Annotated in this window: 15 protein-coding genes; 3 read left to right on the plus strand and 12 right to left on the minus strand. The window is 65.2% G+C overall.

Annotated elements, in window-relative coordinates:
• Nucleotides 1-51: 51 nt before the first annotated feature.
• Nucleotides 52-438, minus strand: coding sequence for a nuclear transport factor 2 family protein (locus H3H51_RS01000; protein ID WP_183087155.1), 387 nt, complete (start codon nucleotides 436-438; stop codon nucleotides 52-54).
• A 272-nt stretch (nucleotides 439-710) separates the two neighbouring features.
• On the opposite strand from H3H51_RS01000, the gene H3H51_RS01005 reads away from it, so the two are divergent.
• Both H3H51_RS01005 and H3H51_RS01010 read left to right on the plus strand, forming a co-directional pair.
• Nucleotides 711-2060, plus strand: coding sequence for a metal-dependent hydrolase family protein (locus H3H51_RS01005; protein WP_183087156.1), 1350 nt, complete (start codon nucleotides 711-713; stop codon nucleotides 2058-2060).
• Between the two features lie 2 nt (nucleotides 2061-2062).
• A complete protein-coding gene (locus H3H51_RS01010) occupies nucleotides 2063-2509 on the plus strand; it encodes a GlcG/HbpS family heme-binding protein (RefSeq protein WP_183087157.1) in 447 nt (148 codons plus the stop codon).
• 103 nt (nucleotides 2510-2612) lie between these two features.
• Here the strand turns inward: H3H51_RS01010 and H3H51_RS01015 are convergent, their stop codons facing one another.
• The 3 genes from H3H51_RS01015 to H3H51_RS01025 all read right to left on the minus strand — a co-directional run bounded on the left by H3H51_RS01015 (nucleotide 2613) and on the right by H3H51_RS01025 (nucleotide 5971).
• Nucleotides 2613-3557 (minus strand): LysR family transcriptional regulator, encoded by a 945-nt coding sequence (locus tag H3H51_RS01015; RefSeq protein WP_183087158.1) that lies wholly within the window; start codon nucleotides 3555-3557, stop codon nucleotides 2613-2615.
• Nucleotides 3558-3766: 209 nt separating this feature from the next.
• The gene (locus H3H51_RS01020; RefSeq protein ID WP_183087159.1) at nucleotides 3767-5698 is read right to left on the minus strand and encodes a methyl-accepting chemotaxis protein; all 1932 of its coding nucleotides are present in this window, start codon (nucleotides 5696-5698) and stop codon (nucleotides 3767-3769) included.
• 72 nt (nucleotides 5699-5770) lie between these two features.
• Entirely contained in the window at nucleotides 5771-5971 is a 201-nt protein-coding gene (locus tag H3H51_RS01025; RefSeq protein WP_183087160.1) for a hypothetical protein, read from the minus strand.
• Between the two features lie 361 nt (nucleotides 5972-6332).
• Here H3H51_RS01025 and H3H51_RS01030 point away from each other — a divergent pair, with 361 nt between their 5' ends.
• Nucleotides 6333-7709: an L-serine ammonia-lyase gene (locus H3H51_RS01030; RefSeq protein WP_183087161.1), complete on the plus strand. Its 1377-nt coding sequence runs from the start codon at nucleotides 6333-6335 to the stop codon at nucleotides 7707-7709.
• Nucleotides 7710-7907: 198 nt separating this feature from the next.
• Here H3H51_RS01030 and H3H51_RS01035 read toward each other — a convergent pair whose 3' ends face one another.
• The 8 genes from H3H51_RS01035 to H3H51_RS01070 all read right to left on the minus strand — a co-directional run bounded on the left by H3H51_RS01035 (nucleotide 7908) and on the right by H3H51_RS01070 (nucleotide 15324).
• The gene (locus H3H51_RS01035) at nucleotides 7908-8669 is read right to left on the minus strand and encodes an ABC transporter permease (RefSeq protein WP_183087162.1); all 762 of its coding nucleotides are present in this window, start codon (nucleotides 8667-8669) and stop codon (nucleotides 7908-7910) included.
• Entirely contained in the window at nucleotides 8666-9592 is a 927-nt protein-coding gene (locus H3H51_RS01040; RefSeq protein WP_183087163.1) for an ABC transporter ATP-binding protein, read from the minus strand. Before H3H51_RS01040 ends, H3H51_RS01035 begins: the two co-directional genes overlap by 4 nt.
• Nucleotides 9593-9675: 83 nt before the next feature.
• Nucleotides 9676-10218 carry an SRPBCC family protein gene (locus tag H3H51_RS01045; RefSeq protein ID WP_183087164.1) on the minus strand — a complete coding sequence of 181 codons (543 nt, stop codon included), beginning with the start codon at nucleotides 10216-10218 and terminating at the stop codon, nucleotides 9676-9678.
• 146 nt (nucleotides 10219-10364) lie between these two features.
• On the minus strand, nucleotides 10365-10811 hold the full coding sequence (locus H3H51_RS01050; RefSeq protein WP_183087165.1) for a YybH family protein: 447 nt from the start codon (nucleotides 10809-10811) through the stop codon (nucleotides 10365-10367).
• A gap of 14 nt (nucleotides 10812-10825) precedes the next feature.
• Nucleotides 10826-11617 (minus strand): DUF899 domain-containing protein, encoded by a 792-nt coding sequence (locus tag H3H51_RS01055; RefSeq protein ID WP_183087166.1) that lies wholly within the window; start codon nucleotides 11615-11617, stop codon nucleotides 10826-10828.
• Nucleotides 11618-11874: 257 nt separating this feature from the next.
• Nucleotides 11875-12219 carry a YciI family protein gene (locus H3H51_RS01060; protein WP_183087167.1) on the minus strand — a complete coding sequence of 115 codons (345 nt, stop codon included), beginning with the start codon at nucleotides 12217-12219 and terminating at the stop codon, nucleotides 11875-11877.
• A gap of 188 nt (nucleotides 12220-12407) precedes the next feature.
• Nucleotides 12408-13640, minus strand: a complete 1233-nt coding sequence (locus H3H51_RS01065; RefSeq protein ID WP_235981264.1) for an RNA polymerase sigma factor — start codon at nucleotides 13638-13640, stop codon at nucleotides 12408-12410.
• 244 nt (nucleotides 13641-13884) lie between these two features.
• Complete coding sequence (locus tag H3H51_RS01070) at nucleotides 13885-15324, minus strand: sodium:solute symporter family protein (protein WP_183087168.1); 1440 nt, start codon at nucleotides 15322-15324, stop codon at nucleotides 13885-13887.
• Nucleotides 15325-15611: the final 287 nt, after the last annotated feature.

Consider the following 15611-nt stretch of genomic DNA (forward strand, 5'->3'; position numbering starts at 1 on the left):
GGCTGGCGTAGAGCGCAGCGAAACCCAGCGCGGCCTACCACGCCGTGCGCCTTATGCCGCCGCTCGCGTGGCGTGGAACGAACTGATCTGCCAGCCCTGCGCACCGCGCACCCAGACCTGGGTGGCGAAGCCTTCGCCACGGATCGACTGGTCGCCACCGCGCTTTTGCAGGGTGTTGCACTGCGGCCCGGTCATCACCGCCAGCGCCTCGCCATAGAAACGGATCTGCAGCTCGCCCCGCTCGATGGCCAGGTACTGCACGGCGCTGCGCGCATAGTCCAGGTAATCGGCCTTGCCCTGCACCAGGCCAGTGGTGTGCACGTACACCAGGTCATCGGCGAACAGCTCGGCGACGCGCCCGTGGTCTTCTTCAACCAGCGCGCGGCGGCGCTCCTGTTCCAGGGCAAGCAGTTCGGTTTTTACGCTGTGATCAGTCATCGGTAGTGCTCTCGGTGATGGGACGAGCGCGCACCATAGAGGCCTCGTCAGCGGCGGAAAAAATCGCCAATTTCAATGCCAACCATCGGCATTCGCGATACCCGCGCGGCAAAACCGCACGCAACCTGCAAGCCACGCCGCATCTGCCCTGCAGCAGCTATCGACGCCATCAATGGCTGGCCATCGATGCAATCTGCTGGTGGCGCCAACGCCCCGCGCCCTAGCCTCGTGCCGCATAACCCACATCACAAAAACAGCACAGCGAAACGACCATGAGCGCCCTGCACCTGCACTGCCAGACCCTGTTCGACAGCACCAGCCTCGCCACCCGCCAGCAACAGACCCTGATCGTCGAAAACGGCCTGTTCAGCTACGTCGGCCCGCGCGCCTCGGCACCCGCGCCGCAACCCGGAGACAGCGTGGTGGATGCCGGCGACAACTTCGTCATGCCCGGCCTGATCGACGTGCACACGCACCTGGCCTTCGGCAACGCGCAGAGCGAAGAAGACATCGATATCTGGACCACCGACGAATTCCGCGCCCTGCGCGGCATGTTCTTCGCCCAGCATGTGCTCGCCGCCGGCGTCACCAGCATGGTCTGCCCCGGAGACAGCGGTCAGCTGAGCATCGCCGTGCGCAACGCGATTGCTGCCGGCATGTTCGAAGGCCCGCGCATCGCCGCCAGCAGCCGGGTGATCACCAACCGGCAGAGCCTCAACGACTGGTTCCCCAGCCGCGTTGGAACCCCGGAATACTTCACCGCCGCCCTGGTCACCAGCCGTACCGAGGCGATTGCCGAGATTCGCAAGCAAGCCAAAGACGGCGTCGACCTGATCAAGATTGCCATGGACGGCACCTTCCGCCGCCCCAACGGTGAAATCATCGCCGCCTTCACCGCCGCAGAAACCTACGAGATGGTCGAGGAAGCCCACCGCCTCGGCTGCAAGGTGGCGACCCACGCCTACGGCCGCGAAGCAGTGATGTACGCAGCCAAGGCCGGGGTCGACCTGGTGTTCCACGCCTTCTATATGGACGACGCCTGCATCGAAGCGCTGCTGGAAGCCGGCAGCATTCTCGCGCCGACCATGACCTTTCCGCAGAACACCGTGGACTTCTGCCAGCCCCACGACCCAGCGATCACCACCGGTTACGCCGGCTACTGCGCACGCACCCTGGAGGTGGGCTCGGCGGTGCTCAAGCGCGCCAAGGCTGCCGGCATCCCGTTCGCCTGTGGCAGCGACAGCGGCTTTGCCGTCACCCCGTACGGCGAATGGCATGCCCGCGAACTGGAACTGCTGGTCACCCGCCTCGGCTTCACCCCGGCCGAAGCCCTGTATGCCGCCACCAACGTCGGTGCGCGCTGCATGCCGCGCGGCGAAACACTCGGCACGCTGGAAGTGGGCAAGCAGGCGGACTTCCTCCTGCTCGATGGCTCGCCGCTGGACGACATCCGCATCCTCCAGGACCGCTCGCGCCTCAAGGCGGTGTACAAGGCCGGCCAACCGGTGAAGCTGGAGCGCAGCCCGTACAACCCCAAGCAGGTGTCCGACTTCAACTCGCTGAAGTGGACCGACCTCTACACCCGCGACCGCGTCGCCCAACTGGGTAAATGGAGCCTGTGAGCATGCAACGACTCGACCTCGCCACCGCTACCCAGATCGCCAGCGCCGCCATCCGCGCCGCCCGCGAACTGGGCCTGAAACCCATGGCCGCCGCCGTGCTGGACGCTGCCGGGCATCCACTGGCCGTGCTGCGTGATGAAAACGCCAGCTTCCTGCGCCCGCAGATCGCCACCGGCAAGGCCCGTGGCTGCCTGGGCATGGGCTTCGGTGGCCGCGAACTGGCGCGCCGCGCCCAGGCCATGCCGGCGTTCTTCGATGCGATCAACAGCTTGACCGGCGGCGAAGTGATCCCGGTGGCCGGCGGTGTATTGATCCGCAATGCCGCAGGTGAGCTGCTCGGTGCTATCGGCCTCAGCGGCGACACCTCGGACAACGACGAACGCTGCGCCCTGCTGGCCATCGGCGCTGCCGGCCTGGTCGCCGACAGCGGCGATCCGCAGCCGGCCTAAGCACCCGCCAGCACGCCCGGTACCCAGTCCGTCGGTGGGAAATGCTGCGCAGTTTTCCACCCTACTCGGCCTCGACTGCTACGTAGGGTGGATAACGCTCCGCTTATCCAAGGACTCTCTGAACCGAAGCGAGCTGCGCGGCCTGCTCCAAAAGCAGGCCGCGAAACCAGGCCAGAGCCGGATCACGATCCTGATAGGGATGCCACTGCATCACCTGCACCGCCTCGGGAAACGCCAGCGGCGTGGGATGAATGAGCAGCGGATAACGCTGGGCGAAGCGCTCGGCCTGGCGACGGAACACCGTGGCCACCCGTGCGCTGCCAACGATGAATTCCGGAATCAGGGCAAAACTCTCCAGGGCCACGCCCACCTGCCGCTCGATACCCAGCTCGCGCAGGTGCACGGCGTCCATCGCCAGGTTGCGGCCATCGGCGAACTCACGCACCACATGCTCGGCCGCGCAATAGTCGGCCAGGCTCAAGCCTTCGGCGAACTGCGGCTGCTGCGCACAGACGATGCAGCACAGCTGGTCGCTCAGCAGGGGCACCTGCGGATAGGCCGGATTGAGTCGCCGCTGCGGCACGATCACCACATCGCTACGGCGGTAATCCAGCGCCTCGCTGACCACATCGCCATCGCGCGGCATGGGCAGGTCGCGCAGGCTCAGGCGTACACCTGGGGCGACCCGTGCCAGTTCGCGACTGACCACCGGCAATAGCACTGCCACGATGTAATCCGACGCCACCAGGGTGAACTGGCGGGTGCACTGGGCCGGTTCGAAATGCACCGGCGCATCGACGATCTTGCGGGTCAGTGCCAGCGCCTCGCGCACCTTGGGCAGCAGCTCCAGGCCCAACGCCGTCGGCTCCAGACGCCGCCCCACCTGCACCAGCAGTGGGTCATTGAAATGCTCGCGCAAACGCCCGAGCGCCGAACTGGTGGCCGACTGGCCAAGGTGCAAACGCTCGGCCGCGCGGCTGACGCTGCACTCGCTGAGCAAGGCATCGAGGGCGACCAGCAGGTTGAGGTCGAGACGGCGATAACGCATGAAAACCACTCCTGATCCGGTTCGATAGCGGCTGAGCCCACCCTGGTCAACGCTGGATACTTCAGCCCGTCATCTCCGCGCAGGCGGAGATCCAGTTGCCGGCAACGCTGTGCTTCGCCGTGCCTGCGCAGTGCTTGAAGCACTCTGGGTCCCCGCATTCGCGAGGACGACGGAAGCACGCTATTTATCCCACTACCCTCAGCCGGCACCTAGGTACGAAAGTGCCCGACCGCCGCATTCAGCTCACCGCCGACCTGCTGCAGTTCGGCGGTCGAGCCTTGTAATTGCAGGCTTTCCCGCGCGCTGTCCTCGGCCACTTCGCGCACCCGCGCCATGCTCTGGCTGACCTGTTCGGCGACCACGCTCTGCTGCTCGGCCGCGGCGGCGATCTGCTGGTTCATCTGTTCGATGCTGGACACCGCGCGGGTGATGCGCGTCAGTGCCTGGGAAGCCTGGCCGGCGAGGACCACCGTTTCATCGGTCAGTGCATGGCTGCCTTGCAGGCGCTCGGCGGCTTGCTGGGCGACGCCGCGCAGGCGGCCGATCAGCCCTTCGATTTCTGCCGTGGAACTCTGCGTGCGCCGTGCCAGGCCGCGCACCTCGTCGGCGACCACGGCAAAGCCACGGCCATGCTCACCCGCGCGTGCGGCCTCGATGGCGGCATTCAGCGCCAGCAGGTTGGTCTGTTCGGCCACCGCCTTGATCACATCGAGCACGCCGCCAATCGCCGCGCTTTCCGTCAGCAGCGACTGCATGGCCTCGGCACAGCCGGTCATCTCCACGGCCAGGCGGTCGATCTTGCCACCGGCCTGACGCACCAGCTCATCGCCCTCGCGTGCCTGGTCATCGGCCTGGGCCACGGCCGCGCTGGCCTCGCCAGCATTGCGCGCGACTTCCTGGGCCGTGGCGCTCATCTGTTGCATGGCGGTGGCGGCCATTTCGGTTTCCTGGCGTTGCTGCTCGACGCCCCGGCTGTTGCGCTCGATCACCTCGGCCAGGCTGCCGGCCGTGCCATTGAGCTGGTCAACACCGCTGCCAATGCGCCCCACCAGCCCGCGCAGGCTGCCGAGCATGCTGCCCACGGTGTCGAGCAACTGGCCGAGTTCATCGCGCCGCGTGCCGGTGTCCAGCGCACGAGTCAGATCACCCGCCGCCACGCGCTGGGCGAGTTGCACGGCCTGGCGCAGCGGCTGCAGGATCAGGTGGCGGATCAACAGGCTGGCACCGATACCCAGGGCCAGGGCCAGCAGGGTGATCAAGCCGAGTTGGCGGTAGGCGCTCTGGCTGTCGTGCTGAATCGCCTGTTTCTGCTGCTGATCGGCCTGAGCCAGCAAGGCGCTGACCTGCTCGGTCTGCGTGTTCATCGCCGCACTGCTGCGGGCGCTCTCGCCACGGCTGGCGACGAACTGCTCAAAGGCCTTGCGGTAGTCGCCCAGGGCCGTTTGCGCGCCCTGCAGCGATTGCTGATCCTGATCGCCGAGATCCAGCACCTGCATGGCCGACAGCAAAACGCTCATGCTCATTTCCCAGTCGCTGCGGTAACGCTCTTCACCATCCAGCGAGTAATACAACTCGCTGTCGCGCAGCTTGGCCAGCATGTCGCGCAGAGCGGCGGTCTGCTCCAGCAGGACCATCTGCTCGCTACTCGGCGACGTGCCCTGCTCCAGCTGGGCGTTCAGCGCGTCCAGCTGATCGAGGAACAGCAGGGTGAAACTCTCGCCGGCCGTCTGCGCCAGCGCCTGCATGCGCAAGCGCGCCTCGCGGGCCTGGCGTAGCGAGTCGGCATAGTCGAGAAATTGTTGCAGATAAACGCCGGCCGCCTCGTTCATGGCGACCTGGGCGTCGCTGTCCGCCGCTCCGCCATCGAGTTGACGGGCCAGCTGTTCCACCGATTCACGCACCCGGGCCTGCGCCGCCGGCGCCAGGCTCAGGGCGAACTCCTTCTCGGCAATCCGCGCCTGCAGAATCAGCGCCTGGCTCGTCGCCTCGGCGCGCAACTGCTCGCTGCGCTGCTGCAACACGCTCAGCGAATGAAAGGCGGTAGCTGCCACCCCCAGGGTGAACAGCAAAACCAGGCCGAAGCCCAACGACAGCTTGGCCCCTACCGACAGATTGCCGAGCACGCGGCTCAGTACAGACATACCCATTTCCTCACCCCAGCTTGAGCGAACGCCGCCTGCAGGCGGCGACAACATCGATCAGTACCCACCGCCTCAGGCAGCGGGGTCGAGCACCGCGCGCAGCAGGGCCTGCGCCTCACGGGTGGCGCTGGCCTGCTTCATCAGGTCAATGTCGACATTGACCCGCGACCATCCGGCGTAGCGGCGAAACTCGGGCAGGCCAGCGGCGAAGATGGCCACTCGCGTGCCCTTGCCGCCAGGGCTGATCGGCGTGCTGGAGAGGAACTCATTCATCTGCGGATACCTTGCTCTTGTTGTTATGTACGCGCGGGGTGGCCCCGGCACGGTGCGAGGCAAACTGTAATGACTCAGGTCTCGGCAGCGCCAATCGCTTCCTTCGTTACGAGGTATCACCAAGTGCGATGCCAGGTATCTGAATTAGTCGTTTGCGCTATGGCGCTCGAAAGCCACTGCGCGGCTGCCAGCGACGCGCGGCCAGGCCTCGACTGTAAACGTCCCCTTGCTGTAACCGCACGCTGGGCGGCCGGGCGTATGCTCGAAACACCTGCATCAACGACGCAGAGCCGACCAGCCGCGCGACCAATGGTCTCGACGCCGCGGTCTAAGCTGCAGTCAACGCTCACTGGAGTTGGTCATGGCCCTCAGCGTTTTCGACCTGTTCAAGATCGGTATCGGCCCGTCCAGCTCGCATACCGTGGGGCCGATGCGCGCGGCCGCACGCTTCGTCGACGGCTTGCGCCGGGAGAACCTGCTGGCTGCCACCACCAGCCTCAAGGTCGAGCTGTACGGCTCGCTCGGCGCCACCGGCAAGGGCCACGGTAGCGACAAGGCGGTGCTGCTGGGCCTGGAAGGCGAGCAGCCGGACAGCGTCGACACCTCGACCATCGACGCGCGTCTGGCCGCCATCCGCAGCCAAGGCGAACTCAAGCTGGGCGGCGAGCGGGTGATCCGCTTCATCGAGAAGGAACACCTGGCGATGATCAGGAAACCGCTCGACTTCCACCCCAACGGCATGATCTTCCGCGCCTTCGACGCCGCCGGCCTGCAGCTGCGTTCACGCGAGTATTACTCGGTGGGTGGTGGCTTCGTGGTCGACGAGGAGGCCGCCGGCAAGGACCGTATCGTCGAGGACCAGACGCCCCTCGCCTACCCGTTCAAGAGCGCCAAGGAACTGCTGGCCCGGTGCAGCGAGCACGGCCTGTCGATCAGCCAATTGATGCTGGCCAACGAAGCCGCCTGGCGTCCGGAAGCGGAGACCCGCAGCGGCCTGCTGCACATCTGGCAGGTGATGCAGGACTGCGTCACTGCCGGCTGCCGCAACGAGGGCATCATGCCTGGCGGGCTCAAGGTGCGCCGCCGCGCCGCCGCCCTGCAGCGCCAGCTCAGCCAGAACCCGGAAGCCAGCCTGCGCGACCCGCTGACCACCCTGGACTGGGTCAACCTCTACGCCCTGGCGGTCAACGAGGAAAACGCCAGCGGCGGCCGCGTGGTCACCGCGCCCACCAACGGCGCTGCGGGCATCGTGCCGGCCGTGCTGCATTACTACCGGCGCTTCGTGCCCTTTGCCTGCGACGATGGCGTGGTGCGCTTCCTGCTCACCGCCGCGGCCATCGGCATCCTGTACAAGGAAAACGCCTCGATCTCCGGCGCCGAAGTCGGCTGCCAGGGCGAAGTCGGAGTCGCCTGCTCGATGGCCGCCGGGGCCTTGTGCGAGGTGCTGGGAGGCAGCATTCAACAGGTGGAGAACGCCGCCGAGATCGGCATGGAACACAACCTCGGCCTGACCTGCGACCCGGTCGGCGGCCTGGTCCAGGTGCCGTGCATCGAGCGCAACGCCATGGGCTCGGTGAAGGCGATCAACGCCGCACGCATGGCCCTGCGCGGCGACGGCCAGCACTTCATCTCGCTGGACCGGGTGATCCGCACCATGCGCCAGACCGGCGCGGACATGAAGAGCAAGTACAAGGAAACATCGCGGGGCGGGTTGGCGGTAAATATCATCGAGTGCTGAGGGCGCTCGTAGGGCGGGTGAAACCCGCGCTTGCTGATCGCGGCATCATCAGGAAAAACACCGTCGTTCCCGCGCAGGCGGGAATCCAGGGAGGGGCCGCACTGGATTCCCGCCTACGCGGGAATGACGAGGAACCTAGAGCCCCACGCAGACTTCGACGCGCCTGCGTCCACTCGTAGCGTTGTGCCGCCCTACACCTCAGCTACGCAGCCGATAGCCGGTCTTGAAGATCCAGCCCACGGTGATGATGCAGGCCAGCAAGAAGCCCAGGGTCATGCCGAAGCTCACCGCCACGTTGACGTCCGACACCCCGTAGAAGCTCCAGCGGAAGCCGCTGATCAGGTACACCACCGGGTTGAACAGGGTCACCTTCTGCCACAGCTCCGGCAGCATGCTGATGGAGTAGAAGCTGCCGCCGAGGAAGGTCAGCGGGGTGACGATCAGCGCCGGCACCACCTGCAGTTTCTCCCAGCCATCGGCCCACACGCCGATGATGAAACCGAACAGGCTGAAGGTCACCGCCGTCAGCACCAGGAACAGCGCCATGACGAAGGGATGGGCGATCTCGAAGTCGACGAACAGGCGCGCCGTGACCAGGATGATCAGGCCGAGGATGATCGATTTGGTAGCCGCCGCGCCGACGAAGCCGACGAGGATTTCCAGGTAGGAAATCGGTGCCGAGAGCAGCTCGTAGATGGTCCCCGAGTACTTGGGCATGTAGATGCCGAACGAGGCGTTGGAGATGCTCTCGCTGAGCAGCGCCAGCATGATCAGCCCCGGCACGATGAAGGCGCCGTAACTGACGCCCTGCACCTGGGTCATGCTCGAACCGATGGCCGAGCCGAACACCACGAAGTACAGCGAAGTGGAAATCACCGGGGTGGCGATGCTTTGCAGCAGGGTGCGCCAGGTGCGGTGCAGTTCGAACAGATAGATGGCCTTGATGGCGTGGAAATTCATGCCCGCGTCCTTACCAGATTCACGAAAATATCTTCCAGCGAGCTCTGGCTGGATTGCAGATCCTTGAAGTCGACCCCGTAGCGGTCGAGGTCCTTGAGCAGCTCGGCGATGCCGGTGTGCTCGCGCTGGGCGTCGAAGGTGAACACCAGCGCATGGCCCTCGTCGGCCAGCTCCAGCGGGTAGCCGGCCAGCTCCACCGGCACGCTGCTCAGCGGCTGCTTGAGCTGCAGGGTCAGCTGCTTCTTGCCGAGCTTGTGCATCAGCGCCGCCTTGTCTTCCACCAGGATGATCTCGCCCTGGCGGATCACGCCGATGCGGTCGGCCATTTCCTCGGCTTCTTCGATGTAGTGGGTGGTGAGGATGATGGTCACCCCACGCTCGCGCAGGCCGCGCACCATGTTCCACATGTCGCGGCGCAGTTCGACGTCGACCCCGGCGGTGGGTTCGTCGAGGAACAGGATCGACGGCTCGTGGGACAGCGCCTTGGCGATCATCACCCGGCGCTTCATGCCGCCGGACAGTTCGAAGATCTTCGCGTCACGCTTGTCCCACAGCGACAGGTCACGCAGCAGGCGTTCCAGGTAGGCCGGATCGGGCTTCTTGCCGAACAGGCCACGGCTGAACTTGATCGTCGCCCAGACCGTTTCGAATACGTCGTTGACCAGCTCCTGGGGCACCAGGCCGATCTGCGAGCGCGCTGCACGGTAGTCGGCCTTGATGTCGAAACCGCCCACGCGCACCTGGCCGGCACCGGGATTGACGATGCCGCAGATGATGCTGATCAGGGTGGTCTTGCCAGCGCCGTTGGGGCCGAGCAGGGCGAAGATTTCGCCCTGCTGGATGTCCAGGTTGATGTTCTTCAGCGCCGGATGGCCGGACGCGTAAGTCTTGCTCAGGTTCTCGACCGCGATAACCGATGCCACGGAGACTCCTTAGCCAGGCAGCAAAAGGGCGATTGTAGAGCAGGAGCGCCGCGCTCTGCTCGCCACACGTCCAACTCCATCCGCTAGCCCTGCGCTGGTGCGGCTTCGGCACGCGCCTTGAGGCTGGCCAGGCCCTGCTCGAAGTCACCACCAACCATCTTGTCCATGCTGAACAGCAGGCCCATGGCCTTGCTGATGAAGGTGTTGCGCCCGCTCATGCTCCAGCTCACCCGCGTGCCGCCGGCCTCGGGCTGGAAGTGGAATTCGGCCACGTTGCTGGCCTGGAAGGGTTCGAGGAACTCCAGCTGCATGCGCACCCATTCGTTCGCCCGGCTCTCGCTGATGGCGCAGCTGCCTTTGCCCACCTGGCGATTGCCGGACCAGCGATACACCGCGCCGACACCTTTGGCCGCGCCCTCGTAGCTGACCTGCATGGCCGGGTCGCGCCGGGCCCAGGGTGACCACTGGTGCCACTGGTGGAAGTCCTCGACCTGGGCGAATACCCGCTCCACCGGGGCCTGGATCAGGGTGCTGCGTTCAACACGAAATTCATCCGGCTGGCGCGAAGCCAACACCGCAAACCCGGCCACCAGGGCCAGTACGACCAGCAGAATAATCCCCAACATCTTGCGTCCTCTCATTGTTGTTATTCCTTTTCAATCGGTGCCGCATTGGCCACGGCAACGGTGGATAAGCGAAGCGTTATCCACCCTACAAAGCCTGAACGACCGCGTAGGGTGGAAAACCGCGCAGCGTTTACCACCGGCAACGCTCAGGGTTTCAGTTCGAACAGCGCCTGCCCATTCTCCGGGTCGAAGGGCACCGAGAAATGCTCGTGGGCGATCAGCCAGCGCCCACCTTCGCGGCGATAGCCCTGGCTCACCCGCAGCCAGCAGCCCTGGCTCTTGCCCTCGGCATCGGTACCGGCGCAGTAGCAGAGGAAGTGGCCGAAGCCCAGCTCGCCATTGGCCTCCTGCTCCAGCTCGTTGACCTCGAAGGTGGTCGGGCCGGCGCACATGTCCAGGCACACCTTCCAGTGCGCCCGGTAGGCCTCACGACCCTTGAATTGCAGTTGCATGACGGCGTCGAAGGCCAGCACGTCGGCGCTGTAGTGACTGACGATGGCATCCAGGTCCTTGGCCAGGTTGGCCTTGACCCAGCTGTCCAGCAGGTCGCGCAGTGGAGTGGTCGATTCACGGGGTGCGGTAGCGGCAGTCATGGGATTGTCCTCGCTCAAGTGCGCGCGGCGGCGCAGCAGTCATGGGCCCCGGCATTGGCCGGAGCGTTCTCATAGCGGTCGTGCAGTCGGGTCCAGTTCATGCCCTTGCCATCCACATCGGGCATGCCGCCCCAGCCTTCGCCGCGCCCGAAGGGGGTGAGGTCGAGGTAGTGGTAGGCGTTCATCAGCATGTCCAGGCCACGGGCATAGGTGGAGTAGCTGTGGAACACCTGCTCGCCGTCGCGTAGGAACACGCTGGCGCCGGGCAGCTCGCCCTTCACCATGTCCAGCTGGCCCATACGCTGCAACTCGGCCTGGTCGCGGTAGTTGTACTCGACCGGCGCCTGGCTGGCGTCGATGGTGACGTGGAAGTCGTAGTTGAAGCGGCTGCCGAACGACGAGTACCAGGGCAGCGTCCAGCCCATGCGCCGCTTGTATGCCTCCAGCTCCGCCAGTGGCGCATTGGAGACCAGCACCAGGCTGGTGTCGCGGGCATGCAGGTGGACCAGGTGGCCGATGTTGTCGGCAAGAAAGGAGCAGCCCGGGCAGCCCTCGCCTTTGTCGCGGTGGTACATGAAGTGGTAGACGATCAGTTGGCGGCGCCCGGCAAACAGCTCGGCCAGGCCCACCTCGCCCTCGGGGCCGGTGAAGCGGTAATCCGTCTCGATGGCCACCATCGGCAGCTGCCGACGCTGGGCATTCAGCGCGTCGCGCTGGTGGGTCAGGGCCTTCTCCTGTTCCAGCAGGGCCAGGCGCGCGGCCAGCCATTCCTCGCGGCTGGCGACTTTCGGGTAATCGGTATTCATCTCGATGCCTCTCGGTTCAAACCATAGATGCATGCTTGGCGAGACAGCAGGCCAAACCATGGCCTCGGGCGTGCACGCTTGGCTCCCTCTCCCTTTGGGAGAGGGGTGAAAACCTCAGAACCTGTTTACGATCTTTTGAGCTAGAGCCAGGCAAGGCGAAATTGGGCGAGGGCGCGGAGTTTACGAGCTGTAAATGAGCAGCCCGAGCCCGATTTCAACGCAGCATGGCCGACGATCAAGAGATCGTAGGCAGGTTCTCAGAGCTGCAGCTGGCGCACGGGGCGCACTTCGACGCTGCCAACCCGCGCCGCCGGAATGCCGCCGGCGATCTGCAGCGCCTCGTTGAGGTCACGCGCCTCGATCAGGTAGAACCCCGCCAACTGCTCCTTGGTCTCGGCGAAGGGGCCGTCGGTGATGCTCAGCTTGCCGCCGCGCACGCGTACCGTGGTAGCGGTGGCGACCGGCTCCAGCGGTTCGGCGGCGAGCATCCGCCCGCTCTGCTGCACGCTCTGGAAATAGTCATGGCACTCACCGTCGTGCGGGCTCTCCGGCAGGCTGTGCAGGAGTTTTTCATCGCTGTAGATCAGGCACAGGTATTTCATCGTTTCCTCCCTGGCAGCGTTTTTCGCTGCGGTTATCCCCTAGTCGCAGGGCGCGGCGGCAGATCGACAGGCGCTGAGAAATATTTTCAGCAGCGACGCCAGCCCCGTCATCGCGGTTTTTGTAGGAGCCAGCTTGCTGGCGATCGGGGCCCGCCCAGAGCGATCGCCAGCAAGCTGGCTCCTACAGGTCATGCGTCTGACAATTCGGCCAGGCGCCGCTCGAGAAACTGCCGGTCGGCGCCCTGCTGGCTCAACTGCAGGGCGCGCTGGTAGGCCTCACGGGCCTCATCGTTGCGCCCGAGGCGCCGGCACAGGTCGGCGCGGGCGGCATGGGCCAGGTGATAGTCGGCCAGTTCGCCGCGCGCGAGGATCGCGTCGATCTGCTGCAGGCCCACCTGCGGTCCGCGCCACATGGCCAGGGCCACCGCGCGGTTGAGTTCGATCACCGGCGATGGCGCGGCATTCAGCAGCACGGCGTAGAGGCCGACGATCTGCTCCCAGTCGGTGCTGGCCACGCTGTCTGCCTCGGCGTGCACGGCAGCAATCGCCGCCTGCAGGCAGTAAGGGCCGATGCTGCCGGACTGAAAGGCGGCCATCACCAGCGCCTCGCCCTCCTCTATTAATGTGCGATCCCACAGGCTGCGATCCTGATCCTCCAGCAGCACCGGCAGGCCGTCGTCCGCCGTGCGTGCGGCGCGCCGCGACTCGCCCAGCAGCATCAGCGCCAGCAGGCCCTGCACTTCCGCCTCGGGCAACAGTTCATGCAGCAGGCGACCGAGACGGATCGCCTCGGCGGACAATTGCTGGCGGGTCAGCACCTCGCCAGAGCTGGCGAAGTAGCCCTCGTTGAATACCAGGTAGATGACCCGCAACACCGCTTCCAGGCGCTCGCCCAGCTCGGCGCGGCCGGGCACCTCATAAGGAATGCGCGCATCGCGAATCTTGTTCTTCGCCCGCACGATGCGCTGGGCGATGGTGCTCGGTGTGGCCAGGAAGGCGCGGGCGATTTCCTCGGTGGTCAGGTCGCAGACCTCACGCAGGGTCAGCGCCACCTGGGCGTCGGCGGCCAGGGCCGGGTGGCAGCAGGTGAACACCAGGCGCAAGCGGTCATCCTCCAGCAGCTCGCCGTCCCACACCTGCTCGCCCTCGGCGATCGGCTCGGGCACTTCGTCGAGGGCCTGGAAACGCGCCTGGCGGCGCAACTGGTCGATGGCCTTGAAACGCCCGGCCGAGACCAGCCAGGCGCGCGGATTGGCCGGCACACCCTGGCTGGGCCACTGTTCCATGGCGGCGCGAAAGGCCTCGTGCAGCGCCTCCTCGGCCAGGTCGAAATCACCGAGCAGGCGAATCAGAGTCGCCAGTACCCGCCGCGATTCCTCGCGGTACAAGCGCGTCATCTGCGCTTCGATGTCGTTATCCATCACGCCCTCATCCAGCCTCCAGGGGACAGACAAAGGTAGGCCCATCCCCGCTCATGCTCCAGCAGCATGCCAGCTGATCGAGCATCCGCGGCTGAAATCGACAGGTGGAAAACGCAAAACCCCGCCAAGTGGCGGGGTTTGTCAGATACGACTACCGGGACTATGCCTCCAGGCCGTAGGGTGGATCACGCTTCACCGATCCACCGGGTGAGGTCAGTGGTGGATGAGCAGAGCGTCATCCACCCTACGCCTGAGCCACCAGCGCCGACTCACCGGCGTGGCGATGCAGTTGTGGCAGCAGCGAACCGATCAGCATGCCCGCCAGGCTGAACAGCAGGCCAGCCAGTTGCGGCGGCCAGAAGGCGGCGTCGGTCAGGCTGTATTCCAGGTAGACCCAGGAGCCCAGGCCGAAGGCGATGGCAAACAGCGCGCCCTGGGTGGTCGCACGTTTCCAGAACAGGCCGGCGAACAGCGGCACCACGGCGGCGACCAGGGTCACCTTGTAGGCGTTGCCGACCATCTCGTAGATGCTCGCGTCCGAGTACAGGGCGAAGGTCAGGGTGGCGGCGGCGCAGACCACGATGGTGATACGCATGGCCAGCAGGAACTGCTTGTCGCTCATCACCGGCATGAAGCGCTTGAGCACGTTCTCGGTGAAGGTCACCGACGGTGCCAGCAGGGTGCCGGAGGCGGTGGACATGATCGCCGACAGCAGCGCGCCGAAGAACATGATCTGGGCGAACAGCGGGGTCTTCTCGAGGATCAGGTGCGGCAGGATCATCTGCGAGTCTTCCACCAGCCAGCGCTTGACCATCTCCGGGTCGATCATCGAGGCGGCGTAGGCCAGGAAGATCGGCAGCATGCAGAAGCACAGGTAGAAGGCGGCACCGAACATCGAGGCGCGCGCGGCGATGTTCTCGGTCTTGGCCGACATCACGCGGGCATACACGTCCTGCTGCGGGATCGAGCCGAGCATCATGGTCAGCGCCGCTCCGATGAAGGCGACGATGTCCTTCGCCTCGAAGTGGTGGATGAAGGTGAACTTGCCTTCGCTGGCCGCGTGGGCGATCACCTTGTCGGCGCCGCCGGCCATGTCACCGATCAACCAGGTCAGGTAGACCAGGCCAACGACGATGATGATCATCTGGAAGAAGTCGGTCAGGGCCACCGACCACATGCCGCCGAACAGGGTGTACAGCAGGACGATGGCCGTGCCCAGCATCATGCCCTGGGTGGTGCTGACGGCACCGTCGGAGATCACGTTGAACACCACGCCCAGCGCCGTCAGTTGCGCGGCGATCCAGCCCAGGTAGGAGACGATGATCACCAGGCTGATGAGCAGTTCGACGTTTGGCCCGAAGCGCTTCTTGAAGTAGTCACCGATGGTCAGCAGGTTCATCCGGTACAGCGGACGGGCGATGATCAGGCCGACCAGCATCAGGCAGCCGAAGGAGCCGAACGGGTCTTCGATGATCCCGGCGAAGCCTTCTTCGATGAAGGTAGCGGGAATCCCCAGCACGGCCTCGGAGCCGAACCAGGTGGCGAACACCATGGCCGCGACGATGGGGAAGCCCATGCTCCGACCGCCGGCAGCGAAGTCGCGGGAGTTTTTCACTCGGGTGGCGGCGTAGAAGCCGATGCCTACGGTGACCAGCAGATAGAGCGCAACGAACCAGATCAGCATTTTTCCCCGTCCAGTGACGTCAGCTCACCGCCTGCAGCCCGGCGTCTGACGCGGGGCAAGGAGCGGCGAACCATAAGGTTGTTGTTATGAGCCTTTCGCGCAAACCCAAGCAGCACGCAGGGGGTTCGACGCGGCGGCGAAGTTTCGCAAAAGCGTAAAATATGTCAAACGAAATTGGCCATTTTACTGAAACATCCCGACGACACGCCCCGTTACAAGCTCCAATGCACTGAAAACAGTGAGATTTGTTTCAAGCAGCAGAACCGGGCAGTTCTATATTTTTGACA

The sequence above is a fragment of the Aquipseudomonas ullengensis genome, assembly GCF_014174475.1.
Classification (GTDB): domain Bacteria; phylum Pseudomonadota; class Gammaproteobacteria; order Pseudomonadales; family Pseudomonadaceae; genus Aquipseudomonas; species Aquipseudomonas ullengensis.